This window comes from Phocaeicola sartorii JCM 17136 = DSM 21941 (genome assembly GCF_054653615.1).
The window spans coordinates 488,713-502,668 of record NZ_BAAIFW010000005.1 but is presented as its reverse complement, the minus strand read 5'-3'; the positions used below and the strand labels follow the sequence as shown (position 1 = coordinate 502,668).

At 45.5% G+C, this 13,956-nt stretch carries 7 protein-coding genes; 3 read left to right on the top strand and 4 right to left on the bottom strand.

The genetic code is table 11. The annotated features are described in order from the left end of the window. Positions 1-7 precede the first annotated feature (7 nt). A complete protein-coding gene (gene proB, locus ACYQ0C_RS02170; RefSeq protein WP_016275410.1) occupies positions 8-1,090 on the bottom strand; it encodes a glutamate 5-kinase in 1,083 nt (360 codons plus the stop codon). A 158-nt stretch (positions 1,091-1,248) separates the two neighbouring features. On the opposite strand from proB, the gene ACYQ0C_RS02165 reads away from it, so the two are divergent. Next, positions 1,249-2,031 (top strand): Cof-type HAD-IIB family hydrolase, encoded by a 783-nt coding sequence (locus ACYQ0C_RS02165; RefSeq protein WP_016275409.1) that lies wholly within the window; start codon positions 1,249-1,251, stop codon positions 2,029-2,031. Between the two features lie 108 nt (positions 2,032-2,139). Here the strand turns inward: ACYQ0C_RS02165 and ACYQ0C_RS02160 are convergent, their stop codons facing one another. After that, entirely contained in the window at positions 2,140-3,759 is a 1,620-nt protein-coding gene (locus tag ACYQ0C_RS02160; RefSeq protein ID WP_016275408.1) for a TlpA disulfide reductase family protein, read from the bottom strand. A gap of 121 nt (positions 3,760-3,880) precedes the next feature. Between ACYQ0C_RS02160 and ACYQ0C_RS02155 the strand changes: the two genes are divergently transcribed. Then, positions 3,881-6,073 carry a GH92 family glycosyl hydrolase gene (locus ACYQ0C_RS02155; protein ID WP_016275407.1) on the top strand — a complete coding sequence of 731 codons (2,193 nt, stop codon included), beginning with the start codon at positions 3,881-3,883 and terminating at the stop codon, positions 6,071-6,073. Between the two features lie 211 nt (positions 6,074-6,284). Here the strand turns inward: ACYQ0C_RS02155 and ACYQ0C_RS02150 are convergent, their stop codons facing one another. Further along, entirely contained in the window at positions 6,285-8,198 is a 1,914-nt protein-coding gene (locus ACYQ0C_RS02150) for a SusD/RagB family nutrient-binding outer membrane lipoprotein (RefSeq protein WP_016275406.1), read from the bottom strand. Between the two features lie 21 nt (positions 8,199-8,219). Further along, complete coding sequence (locus ACYQ0C_RS02145) at positions 8,220-11,621, bottom strand: SusC/RagA family TonB-linked outer membrane protein (RefSeq protein WP_016275405.1); 3,402 nt, start codon at positions 11,619-11,621, stop codon at positions 8,220-8,222. A gap of 357 nt (positions 11,622-11,978) precedes the next feature. Here ACYQ0C_RS02145 and ACYQ0C_RS02140 point away from each other — a divergent pair, with 357 nt between their 5' ends. Next, entirely contained in the window at positions 11,979-13,676 is a 1,698-nt protein-coding gene (locus tag ACYQ0C_RS02140) for a PNGase F N-terminal domain-containing protein (RefSeq protein ID WP_371327423.1), read from the top strand. Positions 13,677-13,956: the final 280 nt, after the last annotated feature.

Below are 13,956 nucleotides of genomic sequence, written 5' to 3'. Positions count from 1 at the left end.
TACCACATCAGTCCAAATACAGATAGTCATAGTGCACCATCGGTTTCTGGCCGTGCCTGCCCAACAAAGTACGCGCCTCTGCCGAATCGAGCCCGATGCGCCCCACTCCTATCTGCCTGCCCCGGTGGTCGATGATTTTCACTATATCGTCTTTCTCAAATTCTCCTTCTATACGGACCACTCCCACAGGAAGCAGGCTCACCGCCTTCTGTCCCTTCAACACGTTCACGGCCTGTTCGTTCAAGTGCAACTCGCCTTTGGCAAAGCCTCCGCTGTGGGCAATCCACTTCTTCACGCTGGATACTCCGCCTTCCGCCGGAATGAAACGCGTACAGACCGTCTCTACCGGATGTTGCAGCAAATCCACCAGGATATGGTCTTTCTTGCCGTTGGCTATAATGACGGTGATGCCTTCATCAGCCACCTTGCGGGCAATGGTGGTCTTGGTGAGCATGCCGCCCCGGCCGAATCCCGATTTCTCCGTCTGTATATAGTCCGAGAGATCCTTGCCCTGCTCTACCTCGCGTATCACCTGTGTACCGGGGGCGGAGGGGGAGCCATCGTAGATACCGTCAATATTGCTCAGTATGATCAACGCCTGCATATCCATCATGGAGGCGATCATGCCCGAAAGCTCGTCATTGTCTGTAAACATCAATTCGGTGACCGAGATGGTATCATTCTCATTCACAATCGGTATCACACCGTTCTCCAGCATCACCATCATGCAGTTGCGCTGGTTCAGGTAATGACGGCGCGTGCCGAAACTCTCTTTCGTGGTCAGCACCTGTCCCACAGGGATGCCGTGTTCGCGGAACAGCTCATAGTAACGGTTGATCAGTTTGGCCTGTCCCACCGCCGAGAAAAGCTGCCGCTGGTCCACACTATCCAATTTCTTGGAAGGCTTGATCTCGCTGCGTCCCGAAGCCACCGCTCCGGATGAGATCAGAATGACTTCCACCCCGGCCCTACGCAACTCCGCCACCTGGTCCACCAAGGCTGACATACGTGTCACATCCAGCGTGCCATCTTTACGCGCCAGCACATTACTACCGATCTTTACTGCTATTCTTGTAAACTGAACTGCCATTTCTCTTGTTATTTTAGAAACACAAATATAGATATTAAAATCAATCTGTAAGGTCAAATAGCCTAAAATTTAATCATTATCGCATTTGTACGCATGTATTTTTATTCCCATCTTTGCAAAATGAAAATATATAACGATAATATTCAATAGGCAAACGTATGGTCAAAGCTATTTTTTTCGATATAGACGGCACTCTAGTCTCTTTCGAGACCCATAAGATTCCCGCTTCAACCCGCGAAGCATTAAAGGCACTCCGTGACAAAGGCATCAAAATCTTTATTGCTACCGGCCGCCCACAGTGTTTGATAAACAATCTGGGTGACTTGGAGTTTGACGGGTACATCACGGTGAACGGCAGCTATTGTTTTACCGCCGGCCACCAGCCTATTTATAAAGGTTGCATCCCGCAAGAAGACATTGAACGGCTTATCACTTTCCAACAGAGCCATCCGGTGCCTTTCGTTTTTGCATACGGCAATGAAATGTTCGTCACAGAGGTGAATGACAGAGTACAGGCTGTTTCCGATCTGATTGAAATTCCTGTTCCCCCTGTCGCCTCCATAGAAGAAGCCCGTGGAAAAGACATCCTGCAAATAATGGGGTATTTTACGGACGAAGAAGAAAAAGAAACAGATATATTCGGCAGAGTGCTGACTCATTGCGAACCGATGCGCTGGTATCCATTGTTCGCTGATATCATCGCACGGGGCAACAGCAAGAGTACGGGAATAGACAAGGTACTGGCATATTTTGACATCGACCTGAAAGACACAATGGCTTTCGGTGACGGCGGCAACGATATCCCCATGCTGAGACACGTAGCCACAGGGATAGCTATGGGAAACGCCGAACCTCACGTCAAGGCTGTGGCCGACTATGTGACCACCTCCGTAGATGAAGACGGAATAGCCAATGCGCTGAAACATTTCGGACTTCTCTGAAGTAATAAATAAAACGCCCCGTTAGTTTTACTCAATTTGTACAACAGTCCGCGACAGCGGGTAAGCTATCACAGACTGTTGTGCAAAATAGAGTTTGATAGGGTCATTTTAGTTTTGCCACAGTATTTTATCCAATATCGCCTTCACTTCCTCCGCCGTAGGTCTGACAGCAAGTATCTTCCCTTCCTTATCTACCAGGAAAGTAGCCCCTCCTGCATTACCGATTCCATATTTCTCCCATATTTTCGCGCGGTCATTCAGTTCCAGCAAGTTCAACCAAGGATACTTATCTTTAACCAAAGCGGCCTTCATATCCCCGGCACTGCGCTCGCGTGCCACGCCTACCACCGTAAAGCCCTTATCCTTATAAGACTCATAGATCGGAATCATACTGAGGGAGGTACGCCTGCACGGACCGCACCACGATGCCCATAAGTCAATGAGAGCCACCTTGCCGGCTATTTCCTCCGAAAGCAGATGACGGGTTCCCTCCAGATCGGGCGCCTCAAAATCCACAAAACGGTTTCCCACCTTGACTTCGAGGGCGGAAATCCAGTTCCGCACATAACGGGTCAAGGCGTTGCCGGAAAACAAGGAAGCATATATTTCCCGGTAGACGGCGATATAAGGAGCAAGGTCTTTTCCCTGCCTTTTGCTTCTTTCCATCTGATTCTTCAGCAGATAAAGCCCCACCAAGGAGGAATCCGCCTTGATATAGTCCAGACTATACGCCTGAAAATCATCATAAGCTTTCGTACTTTTCTTCTCAAGTTCATAATATTCAGGAGTGTAAGCCTTTCCCGTTCTATAAAGTTCCTGTGCCCGGTCGCCTAGTTTTTTCCGTTCGGCCTCGTCTTTCGCTCCCTCAAACTGTTTATGGAGAGCCTGCATTTCAAGGCTCTCTACTTTTCCTTCCCGCCGCAATTTGTCTTTTTCCATCCGCAAAGAACGCATGAACAAACTGTCCGTCTGCCGGTTGAATGCAAGCAGTTCCTTATTCAAGGGGGATTCGGAGGTGACTTCGGCACTTTTCTCCAACGAATAGAAGGTCACTTTCAGTACGCCGTCCTCGGCTATAAAAGGTACGGGACGCCACGCCCCCGTCATTTTGTCACTCCATGCGCACAATTCATAGGGTTCTTCGGTGTCGGTGTACAGATCGAATGAGAACCGGCCATCCCGTACAGGAATGGACTGCCAGTCATTGACACGGTCATCCGTGCCTTCGGGATACAGCATGATGCGGCTATAGGCAGGATTGCCCATCACCTGCCCCTCAATGCGGCAATGAATTCTTTTCCGCTCCTTTTTCTCTTCCAGTGAGATCTCTCTGACGACAAACTCACCATTTGTGGCAGTCCCCTCGTCAAAGTCCACCCACCGGTCCTTGTCCTCCACCGGTTCAAATTGCAACGAGAAAGGACGGGTCCATGTAGCGGGCATATATATTTTCTGATCCGGCTCAATGCCTTCCGCACCTACCAGGCGATAGACCTTTCCGGTGACGCCCCCCGTAAGCCGCGCCGACGAAGCCAGTTGCACCCAGTGACCGGGGCGATTATACAAGTTACCGCGCAATATCAGTGCGGTGTCCGAAACTTCCGCACGGTAAAACTCCACACAGTCGGTAGAGCGCTTTCCTTCCACGGGATAATCAATCACTTTGGTCTGAGCCTTCACATGCAGCCCCAGCAAAGAAAGGCAGCACCATAAGAGTAGTTTTTTCATATCTCTATCCATTTAAGATTCGCAAATATACCTGTTTAATTCTTATTTAGTCCGGACCTTCCGCTATTTATTTTCAAGAAAACCGTTATCTTTACGCAAAATATTTATTAATTGCGAATCTATGAAGAAAACCTATTCTATCCTTTGCGCATGGGCACTGGCAGGCAGCCTGTTCACCGGCTGTTCCACCACGCAGCAGACAGACGAAACTGACTACACGCAGTATGTCAACACGTTCATCGGAGCAGCAGACAACGGACATACCTTTCCCGGCGCCTGCCGTCCTTTCGGCATGATCCAGACCAGCCCCGTAACGGGTGCCGTGGGATGGAGATACTGCTCGGAATATGTGTACACCGATTCCCTGATCTGGGGATTCACGCAGACACACCTGAACGGGACAGGGTGTATGGACTTGGGAGATATCCTGGTGATGCCCGTCACCGGCACACGCACCCGTGCCTGGGACGCCTTCCGCAGCCACTTCTCCAAAGACAAGGAAGCCGCGGCTCCCGGATACTACACCGTAGAGCTGGCCGACCCCGGTGTGAAGGCCGAGCTGACCGCCTCGCCCCATGCCGCCCTGCACCGTTATACCTATCATAACGCCGACTCGGCATCTGTATTGATTGACCTTCAGCACGGACCTACATGGAACGAAAACCAATACCATTCGCAAGTGCAAAGTTGTGAAACCAATTGGGAGGATGCACAAACCCTGACCGGCCACGTACGCAACAGTGTGTGGGTGAACCAGGATTACTTCTTTGTCATGAAGTTCAACCGGCCTGTCATAGACACCCTGTATCTGCCCATGGCCGAAACAGAGAAAGGGAAACGCATCATCGCTACTTTTAACATGAAGCCGGGAGATGAATTACTGATGAAAGTAGCCATGTCCACCACCGGTGTGGATGGAGCCAAGAAGAATATGGAAGCGGAAATGGCCGACTGGAATTTCGAAGGTGTGAAGCAGGCGGCCCACGATGAATGGAACAGCTACCTGAGCCGCATTGAAGTGACCGGCACCGATGACGAGAAGACCAATTTCTATACCAGCTTCTATCACGCCCTGATCCAGCCCAATCAAATCTCGGATGTGGACGGACGGTACCGCAACGCGGCCGACTCCATTGTAAAAGCCGGTAACGGAACATTTTATTCCACGTTCTCCTTATGGGACACTTACCGCGCCGCCCACCCGTTCTACACCTTGATGGTGCCCGAGAAAGTGGACGGATTCGTCCATTCATTGGTAGAACAGGCCGAGGTACAAGGCTTCCTGCCCATCTGGGGACTTTGGGGAAAAGAAACATATACCATGATTGGCAACCACGGTGTTTCGGTTATCGCCGAAGCGTATCGTAAAGGCTTCCGGGGCTTTGATGCCGAACGTGCCTTCAATGCAGTCAAGAATACCCAGACCGTATCTCATAAACTGAAATCCGATTGGGAAACTTACATGAAATACGGTTATTTTCCTACTGACTTGATCAAGACAGAATCAGTATCCTCTACGCTGGAATCGGTCTATGATGATTATGCCGCAGCCGATATGGCCCAACGTATGGGTAAAGAGGAAGATGCCGCCTATTTTGCCAAACGTGCCGATTTCTATAAGAACCTGTTTGATGCAGAAACCCAGTTCATGCGTCCGCGCAATGCGGACGGAAGTTGGAGGACTCCTTTCAATCCCAGCCAGGTTGCCCACATGGAAAGTACCGGTGGAGATTATACCGAAGGGAATGCATGGCAGTACACCTGGCATGTGCAGCATGATGTACCGGGGCTTATTGAGTTATTCGGCGGAGAACAAGCATTTTTAAATAAACTGGATTCTTTGTTCACCCTGAAACTGGAAACCACCCAGGCAGACGTGACCGGACTGATCGGTCAATATGCACACGGCAACGAGCCCAGCCACCACATTACTTATTTATATACGCTGGCAGGCCGTCCCGAACGTACCCAGGAACTGATCCGCGAAATCTTTGACACGCAATATCGCCCCGAGCCCGACGGGCTGTGCGGCAATGATGACTGCGGACAGATGTCGGCATGGTATATGTTCTCGGCTATGGGATTTTATCCGGTGGATCCGGTAAGCGGCAATTATGTATTCGGTGCTCCGCAGATGCCGGAATTCGTATTGCACCTGGCCGGTGGAAAGACTTTCACCATCATTGCCGAAGGATTGTCAAAGGAACACAAGTATGTTGACAGCATCACGCTGAACGGTGAACCGTATACCAAGAATTATATCTCGCACGAGGATATTCTGAAAGGCGGAACATTAGTTTATAAGATGAAATAAGACAGCCACTTGGGCATCCATCACTTTTCGCTGACAAATCATATTGCAGCCTTCTGCGTGATGCAATGCCGGATGATTCATCAAACTTATACGATATTATAGCAAAGCCCTCTATAAACGATTCCACGATTTATAGAGGGCTTATTCTTTAATATAACAAGAGGTTCATGCTGTAAGGCAATATATTATCGCCTTACAGTAAATGTACATATTAATTTAATTTAGGTCCTTCACCAAACTGAGGGGCTTTCTTGTCATACCATACACGCTCTGCGTTCAACGTAGCAGGCTCCGGTCCATAGGAATATCCTTGAGCTTGATATGCTTCCCGCTTGATATCGCCCATTTTATCATCCACTGTCGGCTGTGTCACCTGGAAACGACGAGGTAATGGATAGTTGGTCACTTTAGGATTCAGATCCAACATAGGATACAACTTACTTTCCTTCATAGGACATCCCGAACGGCGCATCATTATGTATTGATCGGCCGGGAAGAAAATGAAGTGAATATATTGCTGTAAATAAACCTTCTCCAGATTCTCGGTCACAGAACCATCCAAAGTCAGAATAGGATCACTCAATAACCCAGCGACTTCACTTTCCTGCAATTTGATGCTTACATCAAATTTATCCTGTCCAAATGTATTGTCATAATATGGAACATGATTCAGACCCGCCAGCTTATCATAAGCACGCATTGAATATTCCACTCCCTTCTTTAAATAAGACTCGGCACTTCCTGAAAAACCTATATCTTGGCCCTGGCTCAATAACTTAAGTTCCGCCAGATACAAATTCACCTCAGCTGTAGATAAATACAATCCATACCATGCATACAAATCGGTTATCTGAACTCTCGGAGCTCCGGGGGCTACCGGATAATCAATAATGACTTTCTTGTCGAACATATATTGATTCAATGGAGAATAGGGATAATAAGTGGTTTCTCCGTTTCCATCTTTATCCGAAACCTTCCAAAGTTTTCCAGCCTTGTCAAAATAATCAGCATATTCGGGATGCTGGTCTTCCAAGCCTGCTTCCACCTCTGTCGGCAAGCCATAATAGCGTACCCATGGTTCGCCCGGAGCTTTCCAGCCCTTAAACACTTTTTTCCCATCCACCTCTTCTGATATGACATTTTCTTCTACAAATGAAGGCAGTCTTTGTCCTTTGTCATAGAAGGCCTGTATGACAATGGGATTATAATCATTCTTTTCAAAAAAGACACGGACACGCGGATCCAAGTGGTCTATCATGAAGTTTATCAGCTGCATTGAGCCCGCACCACGGTTGTCCATAGAGTTTCCACCTGCCAAGTGGCGGTCTGTAGCACTCTTATTATAAAAGAAGTCATCTTCCAGGCCATCCATTATAGGATATTTCGCTGCATCTTTGACGATATTCAGCGCACGGGCCTTGTCTTCATTGATTAAGCGGACAGCCAATTTCAAACGAAGGGAATTAGCAAACTTCAACCATTTGGCATAGTCACCTTGATAGATGATGTCCTGTGAACCTAATGACTGCTGTGTAACTTTGTTTCCACCAAGGACTACATCATTGGCTAATGTCTCAACGGCTTCTTTTAATTGTTGTTCCCACAAATCAAACAATTCAGCCTGCGTGTCATATTTAGGAGTCAGCGTACCTCCATAACGTGCCTGATATGCTTCCGTATATGCCATGGAACCATACATATCCGTATCCCACATAGCCAGGTAAATCATCAACGGGTTACAAAGAGCTTTCAAATAAGTATATTTTGCCTGCTCCTCACCTTCCAGCGTTGTGTTTACAACATGAACCAACTCATTTACCTGATTCATTACGCTATAGACTTGCGAACCCATCTTACCAGAATTGGACATGGTGGTCATCAGATTCTCATTACCTCCTGTCGAAGCAACAGTTTGAGACCATCGCAGCATATTATTGTAATCATAATACCAAGCAAAATAGTCATGACCGTCAAATTTGGCTAATGCCTCCGTAAACAGATAGCGTGGATCCGGTTTTGAGACAACAGTCGGATTAGTGTTGATTTCAGTAAAGTCATCTTTACAGCTACTTATAAAAGCACAGCCGCCAATCAAAAGGCTTGCCATTATATATTTTAGTTTCATAATCTTCAATTTTTTATAAGTTTAGAATCCTACATTAATAGTCATTGTGTAATTGGCTGTATATGGATCGAAGCTACGGATACGGAACTCACCACTCAGGTTACCACGTACACCTTCAGGATTTACGTCATTGGGCAATGAATTATACAGATAGCCCAAATTACGTGCGGAGAAACTTACACCCAATCTTTTTGCTCCAATTTTACCGGCGATATTTTCCAGGAATGTGTAACCCACGGTAATCTCGCGCAAAGCAATATATTTCAAATCGTGTACCCATCCGTCATTGACAATACCGGTTGACCACTGGTTGGCATAATTGTAATAAGACGCAGCATGCATCGGCTCCAAGATTCCTGCCTCGTAAGCCTGTTGATAAGACATTCCACCTACATTATGAGACTTGCCGTCCACTCCGGTTACAGTAGTACCCGATGCAAACACTCCTTGAGGTATCATACCGTCATGGTAGGTTACACCATAACTACCCGAGTGGCTGCCATCCGCATTCAAATACTGGCTGGTCCATGTCATACCACCATGAGCCTCATCACGGAATTTCAAAGAAGATTCAGTCCATCCGTATGCTGTACCATAACGATTACCATAAACTGCTACCTTACCGCCGAAACGCATATCCAAAGCCATTCTGAAACTCAAGTTTTTCCAAGTCAATCCGGTAGAAACAGAACCCAGGAAGTCAGGATTCATATCACCGATCACCTCGTTTTTCAAACTTCTGTCAGCGTATGCCGAACGGTCGGAATCACTCCATTTCAGAATGATATTACCATTGTCGTCTCTCTTTGGAGTGATATCGGAGATCAATACACCATAAGGACCACCCACTCTTGCAGCCGACTGTATACGCATATTACCCCATCCTGTTGAACCACGCAGACCAATGTATTCAGCAGCATCAGGATGCAATTCGATAATCTTGTTACTATTCTTTGTAAAGGTAAAATCCAAATTCCATTCCCAGTCTTTATTTCTGAAAGGAACCGTATTCAAAGCGATTTCCACACCACTGTTTTGAATGTTACCGGCATTAATCAACTGGTTGCTGACACCTGATATAGAAGGTGTGGAGATGTTCATAATTTGGTCTTTTGTATTTTCTTTGTAGTAAGTAGCATCCAAATTAATACGATTGTCCAAGAAGCGTAAATCCAAACCGACTTCCCATGCGTTCTTCCGTTCCGGTTTCAAGTTGGGTGAGATAGCAGTGCTTGAGAACGAATTTGTATATACATAGCTACCGTCTATCAGTTGCAAATTACCCACATTGTAGCCCGAATTAATCGTGTAAGCATCTGTGTCATTACCTACCTGTGCCCATGAACCACGAATCTTCGCAAACGAAATCCATGAAGGCATTTTATCCTTGAATGTTTCACTGATCAGCCAAGATCCTGAAACAGAAGGATAGAAATAAGAATAGTTACCGGTTTTGTTAGAATAAACCAAAGAAGAAGACCAGTCATTACGTCCGGTTACATCCAGATATAATTGATTCTTCCAAGAAGCGTTGAATGCGAATACGGCAGACAACATGCGTTTAGTTCCTTCAATCTTACCGCTTGCCTTAATTTGACGTTTACTATTGCCGATAAAGAATTGTCCAGGAACAATCAGACCGTCAGTAGCCACAGAATAAGCAGTCTGATAGTTGTTAAAATATTCACCACGGATAAAACCGCCCAGATTGAAGTCTTTCACTGTTTTGTCAAAAGTGAACGTACCTGCAAAAGTAGTCTGTTCTTTGGTCTGCTGAGCCAAAGTATAATTACCACCTTCGTAAGCAACTCCTGTACCCAGTTCCTTGTTTTCTTCACGAACATATACATAGTTCATATTGCCTTCACCTTTGAAACGTACCCAATCGGCTATTTTCACATTGACCTCCAAAATAGGACGCACTACGGTTTCTTTACGATTATAGTCCATATTATCGATATTGAACCAATAGTTTTTGCTGGAGCTAGGCACATTGGCATAAGTATCTCCTGAACGTGCGATACCACCTTGCTCACTTAAATATTTATCACGGTAATATTTGGCATCATACAATGGATTTAATCCTTGATAGAAATATTCGCCTACCGCACGAGCTGCATTTCGTGGTTTGGAGTTGGCAAAGCTTACAGATGCAGCCACATCCACCCGGTCACTGATTTTATGGCTGCCTTTTACCAAGAAAGCATAACGTTCGAATGTATTGTTAGGCGTAGTTGAGTTCACCTTCTTATAAGAAACAGAACTGTAGAATGATGTCGTTTCATTACCTCCGCGTACCGATACGTTTGTATTCGTATTGAAACCCAACTGATACATATCCAACATATTATTTTTGATTGGAGAATAAGGGATCTTACGTCCGTCATAATCTTCAATCATCACCGAGCTATCGTAAGGAAGTCCCCATCCTAAAGAAGGTGCGTTGATCAGTGAAGGTTCTCCCTTTGCATTGGTGTAATAAGTAGGAATCCAAGTATTACCATTCTCTCCATATCCGATTCTACCCGGACGTGCTCCCGGTCCATATACTGTCTGGATACTTGGCTGCTTGTAAGCATGATCAATACCTAGAGTTTGGGTAACATCCACGCCGAAGCCTTTGAATTTACCACCCCCCTTGGTCGTGATAACAACCGCACCATTCAAACCACGGGAACCATAAAGCGCTGTTGCTGCGGCACCTTTCAATACGGATATCGTTTCAAAGTCATCCGGATTCAAGTTTTTCAATTCATTACCATAGTCAATCGCATCAATTTCTTCTCCATCCATATCACGTCCCCGGGTAGAGTTATCAAGAATAACACCATCGACAACATAAATAGGCTGGTTGTTGCTTCCTAATGTTGACGCTCCACGTATTTGAATTTTAGCAGAACCAAAGATACCACCATCGGAATTAGAGATTTCCACACCGGCAACCTTACCTTGTAGTGACGCAACCGGGTTGACAGTATTGGTGTACAGTTCCTCGCTCTTCAATTCAGTTACAGCATAACCCAATGCTTTTTCCTCACGCTTCATACCTAAAGCGGTAACTACCACTTCACCTAATAATTGGGTATCATCTTTCAAAAGAACATCAAGCGGTTTGCCTGCCCATTTAATTTCCTGAGTTTGGTATCCGACAAAAGAAATAACAATGATATCTCCTTCCTTTACATTACTTAAAGAGAAATCCCCGTCAAGCCCTGTGATGGTACCATTCGTTGTTCCTTTTACTACAACAGATGCGCCAATAACGCCTTCCCCTGTAGCATCCTTGACGATACCCGTACATGTACCGCTTTGTTGTGTGATTTTCACATCGTCAGTTCCCGGATTGGAAACCGCGTATGCTGCTCCGGTAGAGGCACCCATTAGGAACAGCATCATACTGACTGATTTTAGTCGTTTTAACATAGCTGTGATTTTTTTAAGTTTTTATTGAAAATCAAGTAATTCCGTATTCTAAGTTCCGCCGGAACTATTGAACTGCTCATTGTATTGATAATCAATAAAATGATAAAACCACACAAAACTTAAAACACTTATTTGATAGCTTCCAACGCGGATATATAGCATGTTTTTCTACCTTTTATCTACCATAGACTAGTTCCTGTCTGCCGATTTTCATACAGCTGATTCAAAATATCCGGTTATTATTTGTTGAGTTGAAATCTTATTGCGTTCTTTGTGCTACATGTATAATAGAAGGACATAATAAATAGCAAACAACCGATAACCTCTTATATATAAAAAATGATGAAGAATTTTACAATGAAAGAATTATGGCTGCTTTTGTGCTGCCTTACGGCTGTATCTGCCATTCATGCGCAGAACTATTCAAAAAAAGTAAAGAATGCGAAAGGAATCGAAGTTACCTATCAGTCCAGCTATAAAGGAAAGGTGCGTCCGGGGTATTTGTTGATGACGGTTTCAACCGATCGGGTCTCTTTGGAAAATAAACGGGCTGAGAGCAAACAGCCAAATGACAACCAAGTACGTCCTGAAGACAAGACACCTGTTACCGGTAGCTATATAGACTATACCACTTGCCAGTCTTATCGCCGTGCCGAACTGCCCAATGGAAAAATCATCTCGGCCATGACTCCTTTTGAATTAGGCCGCGGTTTTACCGAAAAAGGCGAAGGGAAGCATTTGGGATTGAATTGCAAAATAGTACGCACTTCCATCAACTCCAATACCATCGAAGTATGGTACACCAATGAAATTCCTTTTCGCGGAACCCCCCAGCCCAATGTCGGCATTCCGGACGGACTGGTATTAAAGATAGTCCGCAATGGAGATATGGTGCAAGAAGCCATCCTCATCACTCCGTTAAAAAAGGAAGCGGATTTGTTGCCCGCCGATTGGGGAGAAGCGATGGATGCCGCTGATTACCAGTACACCATAAACCAAAGCGGAGTCATCACCATTCCTGTGTTTGACCAGCAAACCATTTGCTTCAATGGAGCCAAACTGCCAGACACATTGGAGGAAGGCATACAATACAGCGCAGGAGGCGGAACGATTATTCTTAAGAAAGTAAAACTGCCAGACTATGTGAAGAACCGCACTCTGTTTGCTGAAGTGGCACAATATTCAGACGGTGATGCGTACGACCGTACAGGATCAATCTTCATGATCCCTACGGATAAGGCCCAGTCTTTTCTTGATGCACTGCGTAATCTGAAAAGTGTCCCTGCTTTCCAATCAGAAGGTTCCGATTATCACGGGCTGATTTCCACAGAAAGTTATGACGTGCCTTTGGAACTGATGCGCTTTTTCACCGGATTTGGTGTGCGTAAGTTCAACCATAACAAGGTAAAAGGACAAAATTGGGTAGACTCTGTTATTTATAAAACAGAAATAACTCCGTTGATGGAAAAGTTGGAAGGGGAAGCGTGGATTGGTGCTTACATTGGGAACTGGGATGCAAAAGGTCACCGCTTGTCTTTGAAACTGAAATACTATCCTGATGAGGAACATCGGGTTTACAATGCGATTCCTCTGTTCAATACTGTCAACTACCTGGAACAAGCTGGCCAGCCTTATCCTATTTTCATGCGTAACGACTCTCTGACAGTGAGGTTCACACTGAAAGAGCCGGTCAAGAACGCCCGCTTGTATTATCTTACCACTGGCCATGGTGGCTGGGGTGGAGGCGATGAGTTTAACCAAAAAACGAACACCATTTATTTGGACGGTCAGAAAATCATTTCATTCATTCCTTGGCGCGATGATTGTGGTACTTATCGCAACTGGAATCCCTGTTCCGGTAATTTCTCGAATGGGTTGAGCTCATCCGACTTGAGTCGTTCCAACTGGTGTCCAGGTACAGTCACCAATCCGGAATATATCTATTTGGGGGACATGGAAGCTGGAGAACATATACTTTCCGTACAAATTCCACAAGGTGCCCCTGAAGGAGGAAGCAACAGTTATTGGTGTATTTCGGGTACACTGATCTTCTAACTTGCAACTTTTTATTCTCTGAGTCAGATTCTTCTACTATCCCCCCCACTTTTTTAGAAATGGAGATATGGGTGGTGATAGTAGAAAGAATGTGAGAAAACGTCTATTGCTGCCATTTCTTTTTCGTTTCTCTCTTTTTTCCGGTTTTGAACATGAACATCCAAAACACTCAATGATCTTGCGACCATTGGAAATCAACTTTATCCCTTTATATTCTTTATTTATGGGCAAGAGATGTTTCTGCATATATAAATCCTACCCATGGAACTGAGCATTTTTT